General features: G+C 62.9%; 17 protein-coding genes and 1 pseudogene. 11 read left to right on the top strand and 7 right to left on the bottom strand.

All coding sequences use genetic code 11. From position 1 onward, the window contains the following. Positions 1-320: 320 nt before the first annotated feature. The 3 genes from HMPREF1257_RS05005 to HMPREF1257_RS05015 all read right to left on the bottom strand — a co-directional run bounded on the left by HMPREF1257_RS05005 (position 321) and on the right by HMPREF1257_RS05015 (position 4,101). A complete protein-coding gene (locus HMPREF1257_RS05005) occupies positions 321-1,652 on the bottom strand; it encodes an amino acid permease (RefSeq protein ID WP_369707597.1) in 1,332 nt (443 codons plus the stop codon). A 101-nt stretch (positions 1,653-1,753) separates the two neighbouring features. After that, entirely contained in the window at positions 1,754-2,725 is a 972-nt protein-coding gene (gene dapD, locus HMPREF1257_RS05010) for a 2,3,4,5-tetrahydropyridine-2,6-dicarboxylate N-succinyltransferase (RefSeq protein WP_023026265.1), read from the bottom strand. Between the two features lie 17 nt (positions 2,726-2,742). Then, complete coding sequence (locus tag HMPREF1257_RS05015) at positions 2,743-4,101, bottom strand: amino acid permease (protein WP_023026267.1); 1,359 nt, start codon at positions 4,099-4,101, stop codon at positions 2,743-2,745. Positions 4,102-4,189: 88 nt separating this feature from the next. On the opposite strand from HMPREF1257_RS05015, the gene dapE reads away from it, so the two are divergent. The 7 genes from dapE to HMPREF1257_RS05045 are packed head-to-tail and all read left to right on the top strand — an operon-like array spanning position 4,190 to position 8,955. Further along, the gene (gene dapE, locus HMPREF1257_RS05020; protein WP_023026269.1) at positions 4,190-5,278 is read left to right on the top strand and encodes a succinyl-diaminopimelate desuccinylase; all 1,089 of its coding nucleotides are present in this window, start codon (positions 4,190-4,192) and stop codon (positions 5,276-5,278) included. 2 nt (positions 5,279-5,280) lie between these two features. Next, entirely contained in the window at positions 5,281-6,045 is a 765-nt protein-coding gene (locus HMPREF1257_RS05025; RefSeq protein WP_023026271.1) for a TIGR00730 family Rossman fold protein, read from the top strand. A gap of 14 nt (positions 6,046-6,059) precedes the next feature. After that, positions 6,060-6,872, top strand: coding sequence for a dihydropteroate synthase (gene folP, locus HMPREF1257_RS05030; protein WP_023026273.1), 813 nt, complete (start codon positions 6,060-6,062; stop codon positions 6,870-6,872). Further along, positions 6,869-7,591: a glucosyl-3-phosphoglycerate synthase gene (locus HMPREF1257_RS05035; RefSeq protein ID WP_023026275.1), complete on the top strand. Its 723-nt coding sequence runs from the start codon at positions 6,869-6,871 to the stop codon at positions 7,589-7,591. Before folP ends, HMPREF1257_RS05035 begins: the two co-directional genes overlap by 4 nt. A gap of 3 nt (positions 7,592-7,594) precedes the next feature. Beyond that, entirely contained in the window at positions 7,595-7,900 is a 306-nt protein-coding gene (locus tag HMPREF1257_RS05040) for a DivIVA domain-containing protein (RefSeq protein ID WP_023026277.1), read from the top strand. 11 nt (positions 7,901-7,911) lie between these two features. After that, on the top strand, positions 7,912-8,079 hold the full coding sequence (locus HMPREF1257_RS11810) for a DUF3117 domain-containing protein (protein WP_005280113.1): 168 nt from the start codon (positions 7,912-7,914) through the stop codon (positions 8,077-8,079). Positions 8,080-8,088: 9 nt separating this feature from the next. Continuing rightward, the gene (locus tag HMPREF1257_RS05045) at positions 8,089-8,955 is read left to right on the top strand and encodes a methyltransferase domain-containing protein (protein ID WP_023026279.1); all 867 of its coding nucleotides are present in this window, start codon (positions 8,089-8,091) and stop codon (positions 8,953-8,955) included. A 306-nt stretch (positions 8,956-9,261) separates the two neighbouring features. Here the strand turns inward: HMPREF1257_RS05045 and HMPREF1257_RS05050 are convergent, their stop codons facing one another. After that, positions 9,262-10,704: a GH32 C-terminal domain-containing protein gene (locus tag HMPREF1257_RS05050; RefSeq protein ID WP_023026281.1), complete on the bottom strand. Its 1,443-nt coding sequence runs from the start codon at positions 10,702-10,704 to the stop codon at positions 9,262-9,264. 206 nt (positions 10,705-10,910) lie between these two features. Next, complete coding sequence (locus tag HMPREF1257_RS05055; RefSeq protein WP_023026283.1) at positions 10,911-11,558, bottom strand: O-methyltransferase; 648 nt, start codon at positions 11,556-11,558, stop codon at positions 10,911-10,913. Positions 11,559-11,709: 151 nt separating this feature from the next. Here HMPREF1257_RS05055 and sigE point away from each other — a divergent pair, with 151 nt between their 5' ends. From sigE to HMPREF1257_RS05070, 3 genes are all read left to right on the top strand, one after another. Continuing rightward, positions 11,710-12,339, top strand: a complete 630-nt coding sequence (gene sigE / locus HMPREF1257_RS05060) for an RNA polymerase sigma factor SigE (protein ID WP_034659280.1) — start codon at positions 11,710-11,712, stop codon at positions 12,337-12,339. Positions 12,340-12,405: 66 nt separating this feature from the next. Further along, positions 12,406-12,882 (top strand): anti-sigma factor, encoded by a 477-nt coding sequence (locus HMPREF1257_RS05065; protein WP_051138379.1) that lies wholly within the window; start codon positions 12,406-12,408, stop codon positions 12,880-12,882. A gap of 21 nt (positions 12,883-12,903) precedes the next feature. Beyond that, the gene (locus HMPREF1257_RS05070; protein WP_023026290.1) at positions 12,904-13,437 is read left to right on the top strand and encodes a twin-arginine translocase TatA/TatE family subunit; all 534 of its coding nucleotides are present in this window, start codon (positions 12,904-12,906) and stop codon (positions 13,435-13,437) included. Between the two features lie 12 nt (positions 13,438-13,449). On the opposite strand, the gene HMPREF1257_RS05075 is transcribed toward HMPREF1257_RS05070, so the two are convergent. Then, entirely contained in the window at positions 13,450-14,580 is a 1,131-nt protein-coding gene (locus tag HMPREF1257_RS05075) for an Mrp/NBP35 family ATP-binding protein (RefSeq protein ID WP_023026291.1), read from the bottom strand. A gap of 122 nt (positions 14,581-14,702) precedes the next feature. Here HMPREF1257_RS05075 and HMPREF1257_RS05080 point away from each other — a divergent pair, with 122 nt between their 5' ends. After that, positions 14,703-15,449: a hypothetical protein gene (locus tag HMPREF1257_RS05080; protein ID WP_023026292.1), complete on the top strand. Its 747-nt coding sequence runs from the start codon at positions 14,703-14,705 to the stop codon at positions 15,447-15,449. A gap of 260 nt (positions 15,450-15,709) precedes the next feature. On the opposite strand, the pseudogene HMPREF1257_RS12480 reads toward HMPREF1257_RS05080, so the two are convergent. Next, positions 15,710-15,885: pseudogene (locus HMPREF1257_RS12480) on the bottom strand (IS256 family transposase); the annotation flags it as partial.

Below are 15,885 nucleotides of genomic sequence, written 5' to 3' on the forward strand. Positions count from 1 at the left end.
TTTTGCGTTCCCGCGCGCTATTCTCGCCGCTGCCCTGTGGATAACTCCCTCCATGCCACCCTTCGCGCTCACCGGCGGCCACTTGGGTGCGCTGGAGCGTCCCCTGGTGAGCGCGAAAGGCGAGTGTGGTCCCAGCCCGCCCTTTGTGCTCACGCCCACGCTTTCCGATGCCCATTTCCTCCTCCCCGTGATCGCGAGGGGCGGCCCCACACCCGTCGCGCTCACCGGGAGGTGAAAACGCCGTACCCCGCCCAGCGCTGGTGAGCGCGAAGGGCGGGGTAATGGGGCGTGAGGGCAGTGATGGTGGGCTGGAGGCAAAGCTAGGTCAGAGGGAGCGTGGAGGTCGGGTCGATGCCGCGAGCTTTGGAATTGAGCACGCCCGCGACGGCGAGCACCGCGAACATGGCGGCGGCGGATAGGAGCTGGGTGCGGGCGGTGGCATCGGTAAGCATGAGCACCGCGATGGCCGCGAAGAGGGCGAGGGCGAACCAGGTGAGGTAGGGAAATGCCCACATGCGGATGGGGAGGGGATGCAGGGCCTCGAGTTGGCGGCGCAGGCGCAGCTGACTGACGGCGATGAAGACCCACACGATGAGCAGGGAGGCGCCGGCGGCGTTGAGCATGAAGGTGAGCAACCAACCAGTATCGGCGTAGTTGAGGACGACCATGAGGGCGGAGAGCACCACGGACAGGGCGATGGCGGTGGTGGGCACGCCCTCGGTGTTGGTGGCGGCGAAGATGCGTGGGGCCTCGCCGCGGGAGGCGAGCGAGTGCATCATGCGGGATGAGGCGAAGATTTGGGCGTTGAAGGCGGATAGCAGCGCGAGGACGATGATGACCTCCATGATGCCGGCGGCACCGGGGATGCCGGCCCGGTCGAGGACCATGGTAAACGGCGATTCGGCAGCGGTGGAAGCCGCGTCCAGGCTCGAATAGGGAAGCAGGAACGTGATGACGAGGACAGAGCCCAGGTAGAACACGGAGATGCGCAGGATAGTGGAACGCACGGCGTTGACCAGGGATTTTTCGGGATCCTCGGATTCGGCGGAGGCGATGGCGACGACCTCGATGCCGCCGAAAGCGAAGGCTACGGCGAGCAGGCCGGCGGCGACGCCGCCGAGGCCGTTGGGCATGAAGCCATCGGCAAGGAAGACGGATGTGCCCACGAAGGTGTGGCCAGGCAGGAGGCCGAAGATGAGGAGGACGCCGATGATGAGGAAGGCGATGATGACGACGACCTTGATGAGCGCGAACCAGTACTCAAATTCGCCGAAGGTGCGCACGCGCAGCAGATTGACGAGGCCGAAGACGGCGACGCAGATGGCGGCGGGTATCCAGGGCGGCACGTCGAACCACGAACCGATGAAACCTGCAGCCCCGGTGATTTCGGCGCCGAGGACGGCGACGGTGGCGCACCAGTAAATCCACCCTTGGGTAAAGCCTGCCCAGCGGCCGATGCCGTGTTCGGCGTATTCGGAAAAGGAGCCGGAGGCGGGGATGACGGTTCCCATTTCCCCGAGCATTTGCATCACGAGGATGGCGAGGAAGCCGGCGATCGCGTAGGCGATGATTACGGCTGGGCCGGCGGCGGAGATGCCAACGCCCGTGCCAAGGAAGAGACCGGCGCCGATGGTGGAGCCGAGCCCCATCATGGTCAGGTGGCGGACCTTCAGGCCAGAACCAAGGGTAGAAGAGTTATCAGACACTTCTCCATGGTATTTCTCGGCCGCGGGGCGCCGGAATTGAGGTGGCGTTAATTCTTGTGGAGGTCCTCGTTTAGCGCGACAGCCTCGGCATTCCACTCCACGGCCTCGACGGCACCGGAGACGGAATTGCGGCGCAGCAGCAGGCCGGAGGCGCCGGAGAGTTGGGAGCCCTTGACGGCTTCGCCATTGCCGACGCCCAGGGCCTCAGCCACCTTGCCAAAGACGGCGACCTTGGTGCCGGCGGTGACGTAGAGGCCGGCTTCGACAACGGCGTCATCGCCAAGCGAAATGCCAATGCCCGAGTTAGCGCCCAGCAGGCAGCGCTCGCCGATGGAAATAACTTCCTTGCCGCCGCCGGACAGGGTGCCCATGATGGAGGCGCCGCCGCCGATATCGGAGCCATCGCCTACGACGACGCCCGCGGAAATGCGGCCTTCCACCATGGAAGCGCCCAGGGTGCCGGCGTTGAAGTTGACGAAGCCCTCGTGCATGACCGTGGTGCCCTCTGCCAGGTGAGCACCCAAGCGGACGCGGTCGGCGTCACCGATACGCACTCCGGACGGAACAACGTAGTCCACCATGCGGGGGAACTTGTCCACGGAGTAGACCACGACGGGGCCACGGGAGGCGAGGCGGCCGCGCACCATCTGGAAATCGGAGACGGCGCAGGGGCCGTAGTTGGTCCAGACCACGTTGTTGAGGTGGCGGAAGATGCCGTCCATGTTGAGGCCGTGCGGTTTTACCTCGCGGTGGGAGAGCAGGTGGAGGCGCAGGTAGGCGTCGTAGGTATCAGTAGGGGCCTCGTCGAGGTCAGCGATGGTGGTCTCCACCGCCACGCGGGCCACGCCGCGCTCATCATCGGGCCCGACGAGGGCGGAGAACTGCTGCGGAGTCTCTTCCAAGCGCGTCGTGCCGGTGGTCTCTACTGGCTTATCGGTATGAACTGCTGGGAACCATACGTCCAAGACGGTGCCGTCGTGGGTAATGGTTGCCAGGCCACGTGCGGATGCAGAAGTCATGGTGGCTAGCTTAGCAATTACTGCCGTACTTGTTCGCGCTTGCCCGCGGGAACCACGAAGGACAAGGCGACGAGCGCGGCAAAGAGGATGATGACGGCGATGACTTGGTTGCGGGCGGAGGGGTCAAAGAGCATGAAGATGGTCAGCGCGGCCAGCGCGGTGGCGGTAGCCCACGGCAACCAGGGGTATCCGGGCACGCGGATGTCCGTGAGCTCGCCGTTCGCCTTCAACTGCGGGTGCAGCTTGAGGAAGGAGGCGACGATGAAGGCCCAGACCACTAACAGGCAGCCGCCGACGGCGTTGAAGAGGAAGGCCAGCAGTCCTGGCGGGTTCCAGAACTGGAGTCCCACCGAGGCGAAGGCGAAGATCATAGACAAGATGACCGCATTGATGGGGGAGCCGGAGTGGTTGGTCTTGAGGAAGAACTTGGGCGCGCAGTGGTCTTTGGCCATGTCGAAGACCAGGCGCGAGGTGGCATAAATCTGCGCGTTGAAGGCGGATAGGAGGGCCAGCGCGATGATGGCCTCCATGAAGCCGGCGGCGAATGGAATCTTGGCAGCCTCGAGCACCAAGGTAAACGGCGAATCGGCGGCGGCATCGGCGTCTTGGATCTGGCTAAACGGCAGGGCCATGGTGATGACCACGATGGAGCCGATGTAGAAGATCATGATGCGCACGATGATGGCGCGCACTGCGGTAGCCACGTTGCGGGCGGGATCCTCGGACTCGGCGGCGGCGATGGTCACCAGCTCGATTCCGCCAAAGGCGAACGCCACGGCGAGCAGGCCCGCGGCGAAGCCGGGCATGCCATTGGGTAGGAAGTTATCGGTGAAGTTGGTGCCAGCGCGGGAGAGATCCATGCCGGGCAGGACGCCGAGTGCCATGAGGATGCCGATGACGAGGAAGGCGATGATGACGGCGACCTTGATGATGGCGAACCAGAACTCGAATTCACCAAAACCGCGCACGGCGGCGAAATTCACTATGGCGAAGAAGGCCACCGCGATGAGCGCGGGAATCCACGGGGCGATATCGAACCAACTGCCGATGATCGCGGCGGCGCCGGTGATTTCTGCGCCCATGACCATGATGAGCATGAACCAGTAGATCCAGCCCATGGTAAAGCGTGCCCAGTGGCCGAAGGCCTGGCCGGCGTAGGTGGAAAAGGAACCCAGGGAGGGACGCGCCGCGGCGATTTCCCCGAGCATCCACATGATGAGCGCGATGAGGACGCCGGCGACGGCATAAGAGATGAGCACCGAGGTGCCGGAGATTTGGATTCCCAATCCGACGCCCAAGAAGAGACCGGCACCCACCGCGGAGCCCAGGCCCATCATGGTGAGGTGTCGCGATTTCAATTGTGTGGCTTCGGCCATAATTACCACCTTGTGAGAGGTTATTTTTTGCAGTGAAGTGAACATTACACAATGCAACGGACCCAGTGGGGCGCTACCATGGCGGCTTGTGACTTTAGATCTATATGCCGACCCCATTGAAGTGACCAAGGCGCTCGTCGATATCCCAAGCCCCTCCCACCACGAGGAGGCCATCGCGGATGCGGTGGAAGAAGCCCTGCGTGGTCTAGATGTGGAGGTTGCCCGCTTTGGCAATACCGTGTGCGCGCGCACGAACCGCGGGATGGATTCCCGCGTGGTTCTTGCAGGCCACATCGATACCGTTCCATTGGCAGATAACGTACCGCATCGCATGGACACCGCCGAAGATGGTGCCGAGATCATGTTCGGCTGCGGCACCGTGGACATGAAATCCGGCATGGCCGTGTACCTCAACGCCTTTGCTCACCTGCATGAATCGGAAGAGCTCCAGCATGACCTGACCGTCATCGCCTATGAGGGCGAAGAGGTATCCACTGAATTTAATGGGCTGGGCCACTTGCAAAAGGATCATCCCGAGTGGTTGCAGGGCGATTTTGCGCTCCTCGGCGAGCCCTCCGGCGCTATGGTCGAGGCCGGCTGCCAGGGTACGATTCGCCTGCGCGTGACGGCGCATGGCACCCGCGCGCACTCGGCCCGCGCCTGGCTGGGCTCCAACGCCGCGCACAAGCTCGCCCCCGTCATGACGCGCATTGCGGACTACGAGCCGCGCGAGGTCACCATCGATGGCTGCACCTACCGCGAGGGCCTGAACATCGTCCACTTGGAGGCTGGCGTAGCCACCAATACCTTGCCGGACGAGGCCTGGATGTTCGTCAACTTCCGCTTCGCCCCAGATCGCAGCACGGAGGAGGCATTGGAGTACATGAAGGGGGTCATCGGCAAGCATGAGGACGTCACCATAGAGATCGACGACACCGCTGGTGCCGCCCTGCCTGGCTTGGGACAGCCTGCGGCACGTGCGCTTGTCGATGCCGTCGGTGGTAACGTCCGCGCCAAGTTCGGCTGGACCGATGTCTCGCGCTTTGCTGAGATGGGCATTCCGGCCGTGAATTTCGGTGCCGGTGACCCGGGCTTTGCGCATAAGAAGGACGAGCAGGTGCCCACGGCGCAAATCTCTGAAGTTTCCACCGCACTGCTTAATTACTTGAAGGGATAAAAATGACCCCTGACCACATGCGTACCCTGCGCGGCCCGCTCTTGCTGCGTAGCGAGGGAGAACAAGGCTCCACCTTTGACCAGCGCCTGCTGGAATCCGGCGCGGACCACGAATGGCAGCATGCCGATCCGTGGCGCGTGCTGCGCATCCAAGGCGAATTCGTGGCCGGCTTCGATGCGCTGGCCAAGCTGCCTAAGGCCGTAACGGTCTTTGGTTCCGCGCGCACCAAGCCTGAGGATGCGAGCTATCAGATGGCCGAAGAACTCGGCCGCAAGCTTGCCGAATGCGCCTACGCCGTCATTACCGGCGGCGGTCCCGGCATCATGGAGGCGGCGAATAAGGGCGCGCACGAGGGCGATGGCCTCTCTGTGGGACTCGGCATCGAATTGCCGCACGAGCAGGGCCTCAATGAGTACGTGGACTTGGGCCTGAACTTCCGCTACTTCTTTGCCCGCAAGACCATGTTCTTGAAGTACTCCCAGGCCTTCGTCTGCCTGCCCGGAGGCATGGGCACCATGGATGAGTTCTTCGAGGTCCTCTGCATGGTCCAGACCGGCAAGGTCACTAATTATCCCATCGTGCTCATGGGTACCGAATACTGGTCTGGCCTGCTGGAATGGATAAAAAATACCCTCGCCGCCGGTGGCTATATCAACGAAGACGACCAAGAGCTTTTCCTGCTTACCGATGACCCCGATGAGGCCGTCGCCCACATCATCGAGCGTCACAAGGTCATGAGCGATAAGCGCATTAGGGAGCCGCGTTGAGCCTCGCGCGCGTGATGGCAATAGTCAATCGCACTCCAGATTCCTTTTATGACAAGGGGGCCACCTTTGACATGGACCCCGCCCTCAAGCGCTGTGATGAAGCCATTGCGGCGGGGGCCTCCATCATCGATATCGGCGGGGTCAAGGCCGGGCCGGGCGAAGAGGTCGATAGCGCGGAAGAAATTGATCGCGTCGTGCCCACCATCGCCCGCGTGCACCAGCGCCACCCGGAGGTACTTATTTCCGTAGACACCTGGCGCAGTGAGGTCGCCGAGGCAGCGATCGCTGCCGGGGCAGGGCTGGTCAATGACACCTGGGCCGGCTGGGACCCGCAGCTTATCGAGGTCGCCGGCCACCACCGCGTGGGCTACGTGTGCTCGCATACCGGCGGGATTACCCCGCGCACCCGCCCGCACCGCGTGCACTTTGATGATGTTGTCGCCGACGTTATTGCTGAGACTACTGCCCTGGCGGAAAAGGCCGCAGGGCTCGGCTGCCCGGAAGAGCTCACCTTCATCGATCCCACGCACGACTTTGGCAAAAACACCTATCACGGCCTAGAACTCCTGCGGCGCATCGACGAGATCGTCGATACCGGCTGGCCCGTACTCATGGCGCTATCCAATAAGGACTTCGTGGGCGAGACCCTCGCGCGCGGGGTGGGAGACCGCGTCGCCGGAACGCTCGCTGCCACCGCCTGGGCCGCAGCCCACGGGGTGGCCGCCTTCCGCGTCCACGAGGTCGCCGAGACCGTCGACGTCATCCGTATGATCGCCGCCATCCAGGGCACGGCCGCGCCCCTTGATACCACGCGCGGGCTCGCATGAGCGTTTCTGTCATCATCCCGGCGCTCAACGAGGCTTCCACCGTGGCCGGCGTTATCCGCGCCTGCCTTGCCGATGACCCCCTCGAAGTGCTCGTCATCGATGCCGACTCCACCGACGAGACTGCCGCAGTCGCGCGCGCCGCTGGCGCCGATGTGCGCAACTGGCGCGATATCCTGCCCGAGCCACCGCGCCCCGGCAAGGGCGAGTCTCTGTGGCGCGGGGTCGCCGCCGCGCGCGGTGACGTCGTCGTCTTCATCGACGCCGACCTAGAATCCGCCGCGCCCGGCATGGTCACAGCACTCGCGGCGCCCTTTGAGGATCCCGGCGTGAATATGGTCAAGGCCCGCTATCGGCGCAGCCTCAACGGCCAACCCACCGGCGGCGGGCGCGTGACCGAATTGACCGCAAAGCCACTCATCCGGCAGTTCTTCCCAGAGCTAGCCCACATTGACCAGCCCCTAGGCGGCGAATACGCTCTTCGCCGCTCGGCCGCGCTAGAGGTGCCCTTCGTGGAAGGCTATGGGGTGGAAGCGGGGCTGCTGGTGGACATCGGCAAGCGCGGCGGGCTGACAGAAGTCGACCTAGGCACCCGAGTCCACCGCAACCGGCCGCTTCATGAGCTGGCGCCAATGGCGGATATCGTGGCGCGTACGCTGCTCTCGCGCGCCGGGGTGAGTGCGCCGATTGCTCAGCGCCCGCCGCTGCTAGGTAGGATTTAAGCCATGCTGTCCTGGATTGTGCTCATCGTGGTGCTCATTGCGTTCATTGTGATCGGAACGTGGGTGTGGGGTTCGATTTTTGGGCCCGGGACCGTGATGGACCCACCCGATGAGCCGCAGAAGGTGCTGGAAAATAACCGCGCCGCCGCAGCTCAGGGCCGTTTTGAGGACGTGCAATTCGAGGTCGTGCCGCGTGGGTACCGCCAAGATCAGGTTGATGATCTGCTCGCGCAACTGGAGCTGGAATTAGCGGCCGCGCGGAAAAGCGGGCAAAAAGGGACTAAGCTGGAAAGAAACGAAGAAAGTTAAGGAGCCCAACTATGGCAGCAATGAAGCCACGTACCACTGGCGGCGAAATGGAAGCGGTGGTGGAATCCCGCAAGATCGTCATGCGCATCCCATCCGACGGCGGCGGGCGCATCGTTATCGAGCTGAACAAAGAAGAGGCCGCGGAGCTCGGTTCTTTGTTGACCGAGGTTTCTAGCTAGTCTGGATACATGCTTTCTCATATCGTCGACATTCTGGCCGATCCATCCGACGGCACGGCGCTTTCCGGCGTCGATGATTTTTCCCGCCTCGTTTCGGAATCCGGCCATTCCTTTGATGTGGCCAAGCAAGGGTATGTGACCTTAGCGGCCGGTGCCGGCCTCAAGCACAAGGGCGATGACATGGATATGGTCAACGCCCGCGAAGCGTACCTAGCCACCGGCCATTTCGCGCCCTTCGTCGAGTCTGTGACCGGCGCGGTGCAAGACGCGCTCGATGCCAGCTCGCTGTCTGCCTCTACGCCCGCCTCGCTCCTCGAGGTCGGCGCCGGAACCGGCTACTATCTGGCCCACACGCTTGACTCCATCGACGGCGCGCGCGGCGTCGGCCTCGATATCTCCCCGCATGCGGCCAAGCACTTGGCCAAGTGCCACCCACGCGTGGGTGCCGTGGTTGCCGATGTCTGGCAGCAGCTTCCCATCCGCGATGAATCCATCGACGCGATTTCCGTGGTCTTCGCCCCGCGCAACCCATCCGAATTCCAGCGCGTCCTCGCTCCCGGCGGCCAAGTCATCGTCCTGACCCCGGGCGCGGGGCACCTCGATGAGCTGCGCGAACCCCTCGGCATCCTCGGCGTGGAAGAGGGCAAGGTCGAGCGCATGTATGAGCAGGCAGAAGGCCACCTCGAGCAAGCGGCCGACCCAGTCGATATTTCCTTCCCCATTCACCTGGATAAAGCGGCCATCGCCGCACAGGTAGGAATGAGCCCGTCCGCCCGCCACATCAGCGCCGACGAGCTTGCCGAGCGAATGGCCGCCCTTCCTCCCACGCTGACGGTCACCGCCCGCGCCCGCCTGGACCGCCTCCGCGCGGTTTAATAAACGCAGGTTCGCCTCAAGACACCTCGCCTTCGGCATACATACCGCCCTTCGCGCTCACCAGCAGCGCGCGGGGCGGTTCATTTGTGCTTCCGGTGAGCGCGAAGGGTGGGGGTGGAATCAGCCAGCTACCGTACCCTCCTTTGGCGCTCACGGGGAGCTGCTTGCCGATGCCCCGCAGCCTCGCCGGTGAGCGCGAAGGGCGGGGCGGCTAGAAGGTGGTTGGCCGGAAGGCGAGAGGAGCAGAGGCGAGTGCTCGAAGGGTGGGTCCCGAAGGGCGGGCGGCCGGGAAGGAGGGTAGCAGTATTAGAGCTTGGAGCCGGAGCGCTGCCAGTCCTGTTCGATGACTGCTTCACTTGTGGTCTCGACATCCATGCCGGAGCAGCCGCCGTCGAAATAGACGCGGGAGGCCATGGCGATGAGGCCGCCGTCAACGAAGACCTCCACCGTGGAGCCGTCTTGGATGATGGTGAGGGTGTCGGAGTCGCCATCGGCAAGCGTGGCGGTGGCGGGAGCGGAATCAGCGAAGTAGTGGTCAAAGGCCTTGTTCATGGAACGATCGAGGCTGATTTCCTCGCCGGAGTGGCAGATGGTGGCGGCGGGGTCACCGTTGCCATCGCGAAGGGTGATGGTGACGCTGGAGCCGGTGGGAACCTCCATGACGCCGGTCCAGGAGCGCGCGTAATCCGAAAGCTTGACCGCCTCGGGCAGGCCGGTGGCCGGCGCCTGGTACAAGACGCCGCCCTCGAGCGTGACCTGGCGCGGCAGGGAGAGGGCATTGGACCAGCCTTCGGCATCCCAAGAAGCGTGTTGGGTGGCGTCGTCGCCGCGGCCATTGCCGTTGAGCAGGCCGAGGATGACGGCGCGCTCGTAGCGGCTTTCTTCAGGAATCGTGCCTGCGGTGGCGTTGGTATTGCGCGGGCGGGAGAAATCGTGGCCGAAGTCCACGCGGCGGAATCCGGAAACCACCGTGAAGGTGGCGTCTTCTAGCTGGCCCACGAGGTAGCCGGAAACATCGCGGCCGTCGCGCTCGAGGGTGACAAAGAGTACGTCGTAGATCTCTTCGTCGACTTCATCGCGCAGGCGCACGATGCGCGGGGAAACCACCGGAGGAATGGGGGAGTCGGCGGGCACTTCGCCGTCGAGGAAGCCTGGGTCGCCCTCGAAGGTAAGGCTGCCGCGCAGGGACCATGAGATGCCGTCGTGGCTTTCTAGGAGGACCGGCTGCGGGGTTTCGGTGCGGCCGGAAAGCGCCAACATGAGCCAACCTTTGTGGCCGTCTTCGCGGTCATCGGTGGCCCAATCGGGCACGACGGAAGGCGAGCGGAACCGAGTGTGGTCGGTGGTATTGCCGGCCACCTCGCCGAAGCGCACGACGTTGGGGTCGAGGGCCGAGGAGTCATCGGACACCTCGCAGACATCGTCAATGCCGGAAAAGCGCGCGAGGCGAATGGAGGTGCCGGTCGCGGTCACGGAAGTGAAATAGAGGTTGGTAGCGTCCTCACCCTGGGCCACGGACCCCGCGCGGAGGGCGAGCTCGCCGCCGACTGGGGCGAGGACATCATCGCAGTCCAGCCAGTTAAACGGCGCTTCCTCCGAATAGGTGTGTCCCCAGCGCGCAGGGGCATCGGGAGTGGGGCGATATTGGTAGAACATGTGCCACGTATCGCCATCGCGAAGGACGCCGGCGGGCGCGTCTAGGATGCCGACATCGGGGATGAAGTGGAGTTCGGGGCGGTGAGTCGTCACGGCATTCCTCTCTTAAATCAGGTGCGGGTTCAAGCTTGGGTTGGGGTGGCAGCCACGCCAGGGAGGAAACGCGTTGACCTGCCACGCGGTGGTTTCGCCGCCGTGCGCGGGCGGGGACTTTATGGGGCAGTGTCCGGCTGTCATGTACACCCAGAGTACGGATATCTTTTAGCGCGTGCAGGGCCCTCGCTTGCCGATGCCGCCTTTTAAAGCTTCGTTACCAATGTCAGCCCCGAACCCAGCGGGAGCCGGGTTACGGTGGCGCCTTCGAGCTCGCGGAGGTACTCATCGGCCTCGCGCGCGGCGGCGGTATCGCGGTCGGTGCGGGAGGTGTCGGCGACGGTGCCATCGAGAAGCGCATTGGCAAGCACGAGCGTGCCGTGCTGGTGCAGCAGGGGCCAGGCTGCCTTGATGAGGGCGGGGAGGTCGAGGGCGGCGACGTCCGCGTAAATGACCTGGTAGGCCTCGGTGGCCAAGCGCCCGAGCACGTCGAGGGGGCGCGAGGGGAGGAAGCGGCCGCGGGTGGAAGCGTAGCCGGCCTCGCGGAAGGCGGCCTTGGCGCTGCGCTGGTGCTCGGCCTCAGGGTCGATGCAGGTGAGGATGCCGTTATCTGGCATGCCCGCGAACAGGTAGAGACCGACGACGGAGGCGGCGGGGGTAATCGCCACGGCCTGGGGACGGTCTACCACACCGGAGGAAGTTGCCGTCAGCGTGGTGAGAAGCTGGCCGGTGGATTCATCCGGGACGGGCAGGCCGTATTCCTCGGCGTGGTCGCGGGCGCCGCGGAGAGCCGCCGAAGGCTCACTGGTGGAATCGATATAGGAGCGCAGTGCGTCATATGCGGTAGTAGTCACGATTAAGACAATAGGTAAAGTTGCGCGAAAGGGTGGCAAAAACGCGCGCAGCCAGCGAAATTGTGATCTGTGGGAAGTATGTGACGGACTCACAGGATATTATCAGCGCAGTGGCTGGAGTTTCCGCGCTGAGTGTAGAAAAATGACACCCATGACAGAAACGAAGCGCGATGCCGAGTCCGTTGCCTCCACCGATGCGAACGTGGAGTTGACCGGTACCGCGGCGTTCGATGCTGGGGAAGCCACGATGCCTTCGTGGGCCGAATTGGTGGCAGAGCACGCTGATGGCGTGTACCGCCTAGCCTACCGTTTATCCGGTGACCAGCAGGATGCCGAGGATCTCACCCAAGAGACCTTCATGCGTGTCTTCCGCTCCTTGGATAAATACCAACCGGGTACCTTTGGCGGCTGGCTGCACCGCATCACCACAAACCTCTTTTTGGATATGGTGCGTCACCGTTCCAAGATCCGCATGGAGTCCCTGCCTGAGGATTATGAGCGCGTTCCGGGTACGGATATGACCCCGGAGCAGGCCTATACCGTGGCCAACCTGGATCCCGTGCTGCAGTCCGCGCTGGATAGCCTGGCGCCGGATTTCCGCGTCGCCGTGGTTCTGTGTGATGTCGAAGGCATGAGCTATGACGAAATTGCCGAAACCCTCGGCGTGAAGATGGGTACGGTGCGCTCGCGCATCCACCGCGGCCGCTCCCAACTGCGCGCGGCGCTAGAAAAAGAGGCACAGACCAATGCGGAAGCGCGCATCTTGTTGCGCACGCGCTAGAATCGAATCGTTAGCTCCCCTGCCGCGCGGCAGGGGAGGATTAAGTGTGATTAATCCGGCTGTGGCATGAACGTGAGGAGGGCGTCGATGGACTCACTGCGCGGACGCCGCACCCTCTCCAGGCTCAGCGTGCGGGGCGACTTTACCCCCGCGCAGGCAAAGGCTCGGGATAAGGCAAAGGCGCGGGCGCGGCGCAACGATTCCATCGGCCACCTCGGCCCAGAGGCCGTCGTCGCCTTCGTAGATGGGGAGATGGAGCCCAAAGCCATGCACCGCGTGCGCATCCATCTAGTCCACTGCGCGGAGTGCCGCGCCGACGTGCACCACCAACGCCATGCCTCCGAGTGGGTGCGTCACTGCAGCGATGATTCCGCGGTGAAGGCCCCACTGTCCTTATTAGCCAAGCTGGCGGGAATGGCTACGGAAGGCGTGGCCCCGGGGCCCGATGCGTCGACCCCGGCGCACCGGCCGGAACAGGATTTCCTGGATAAAGTTGAGACGGTGGTACGCGCGATTAAACACAATCAGCGCGGACAGAACTAAACGGAGGGCGAGGATTTAACCGTGTTTTCTTCCATTGGCTGGCCCGAGATTATTGTCATTGTCCTCCTCGGCATCGTCATCATCGGTCCCGAGCGCATGCCGGAGGTTATCAAGGACGTGCGCGCGGCCATCTACGCCGCCCGCAAGGCCATCAATAATGCGAAGGCCGAGCTCAACGGCGAGATGGGGTCCATCTCCGCGGAATTCGATGATATTCGCGGCCCGCTCAACCAAGCTGCACAGTGGACGCGGTTAGGCCCGAAGGGTGCTATTACCAAGGCGCTTTTCGATGGCGACGATTCCGCCTGGGACGACTTCAATCCCCAGAAGATGGCCGAAGATATCAAATCCGGCACCGCGCCGAAAGAACCCGAACAGCGCGCGCAAGACAACAATGGTGCTGCCCGGCCCACCTTTAACTATGCCGAGGTATATGGCGATACCACCGAAACCACCCGGCAGCCGGCGCAGCAGCCGCCCCAGCAACAACAAAAGCCGCAGCGCGGTGGAAAAGATTCCACCGGCAGCGGCTCTGAATGGAGCGACGTTACCTAATACAACGCGCTGTTAGTTCACGCCCAAATTGAGGCTCTTGCCAACTAGGGAATCGGAGCGGATGGCGAGCTTATCAGCAACCGCCCTAATTTCCTTCGCGGCAGGGGAGTCGGGAGCCTCGAGCACGATGGGCGTGCCGGCATCGCTATTCGAGCGCAGGGACGGATCCAGCGGCACGGAGGCCAGCAGCGGCACCTCGTGGCCAAGAATGACGCCGAGGCGGTCTGCGACGATCTGGCCGCCGCCTTCACCGAAGACGTCCATGGTGGAGCCATCCGGCATGACCATGGCGCTCATGTTCTCAATCACGCCGGCCACGCGCTGGCGCGTTTGCTGGGAGATGGAACCGGCGCGCTCGGCCACCTCGGCCGCAGCGGCCTGCGGCGTGGTGACGATGAGCAGCTCCGCATTCGGGATGAGCTGCGCAACGGACAGCGCCACATCGCCGGTGCCCGGTGGCAGGTCCAGGAGGAGAACATCGAGATCGCCCCAGAATACGTCTGCCAAGAACTGCTGCAGCGCGCGGTGGAGCATGGGCCCGCGCCAGACGACGGGCGCGTTACCCTCCACAAACTGCCCAATCGAGATGTGCTTAATGCCGTGGGAGATGGGCGGCAGCAGCATTTCATCATCAAGCACGGTGGGGCCGTCGGTTGAGCCGAGCAGGTTGGGCACGGAGTGGCCATAGATATCGGCATCGACAATGCCTACCTTCAGGCCCTTATCCACCAGCGCTGCGGCAAGGTTGACGGTCATCGAGGACTTGCCGACGCCACCCTTACCCGACGCCACCGCAAATACGCGGGTCGTCGAATCGGGCTTCGCAAAGGGAATCTCGGGCTCGGCCTGGCCACCGCGCAGCTTTTGCTTCAGCTCGCGGCGTTGCTCATCGCTCATCGCGTCCATGGTTACGGTGACCTTGCCAACGCCGTCGATATCCTCGACCGCGGCGCGGGTATTGGTCTCGATGGTGGACTTCATGGGGCAGCCCGCGATGGTCAGGTAAATGCCAACGGTGACGTCGTTTCCTTCGATATCGACCGATTTCACCATATCGAGTTCGGTGATGGGGCGGCCGATTTCTGGATCCTGTACGTGGGAAAGAGCCTCGCGTACGGCTGATTCGGTAATAGAGCTAGACATAACTCTTGCCATCTTAGTCACGGCGCTACCTTAGGTAAACACGCCTGCACGGTAGACTCGGTGAGACGTTTGAATCCATCCGTTTGTATCGTTGACCTAGAAGAATAAAAGGAGCACACTCAGTGAAGCGCAGCCCCGCCCGTCGATTTGCCCGCGCTACTGTTACCGCGGTGGTAGGCGCTGCGCTGCTTGTCGGCTGCTCAGACAAGGTTGACACTAGCCCCGCTGCGGCAAAGTCCGAACCGGAACAGGTGCAGATCGTCGTTGACCCTGCAGAAACAGATCAGCTCATCTTAGGCGAGGTATTCCGGCAGTCGCTCTTGGAGGAAGGGCGTACCGCCGAGCTGAAGGAAGAAGAAACCTTCAAAATACATGGCGACAAAGGCAGTTCCCTGAACCCAGAGGGCAACTTTTACGTCGGCTGCACCGGCAACTTTTTAAGCCACTTTAATCCCGGTGAGGCGCGCGATATCTCGGCGGAATATAAAAAGGCAGAAGAAGACAGTGAGCCGGGCGGGGAAGACTTCCTAGCCCGCACCCATATTGCACTCATGTCTACCTTGCCCACCCAACTTGCCACCGTCGAGCCCTCCGGTGCTCACGGTTGTGAGGATGCGCAACCAGAGCTGCCAGAAAACTTCGTAGTCATCTATAACGACAGCCTCTTTGACCGCGAAGAAGAAAAATCCGTCGCCGCGGTCACCAAATTCATCACGCAAAAAGACATCTCTGACATGGCAGACGCGATAGAGGATGGCGAAGAGCTGAAGAAGGTCGTCCACGAATGGATGGAAGCCTCCGGACTGGACATTGTCAATGAAGAAAGCGATTCAGGCTCCTCCGGCGGCTCCGATCTGAGTAGTTCTTAAGTAATCTCTGCGCTCCGTGCTACCTACCTCCCGCCCTTCGCGCTCACCGGCAGGCGCGCATTAGCGTGCGTTGGTCCTCTTCGTGATCGCGAAGGGCGGGGTGGGCGAACGGGCGAATCCGCTCGTCGAACTATTACTGCGATACCTGCACCGCACCCTTGGCGCTCACGGGCAGTGCTTGCCGATGCCCCAACCGCCTCGCCGGTGAGCGCGAAGGGCGGGTAGGGAGCGTGTCAAGTTGTTTGTGTGTGGGGCTAGGTTTATAGGTATTTGTCGAAGCGGGCGGGAAAGGCTACGGCCATTTGGTTGATGGCTTGTTTCCAGCCGGAAACTCGGGCTCCTTCCACGAGCCTGCTGGCGGTAGCCGAGGCTCGTTTGCCTTGTTTCGCTCTCTTTGCGGCTCGTTTGTCTTCAATGTTGCAGATCATCAACCACA

Source organism: Corynebacterium sp. KPL1814 (assembly GCF_000478175.1).
Taxonomy (GTDB): Bacteria; Actinomycetota; Actinomycetes; order Mycobacteriales; family Mycobacteriaceae; genus Corynebacterium.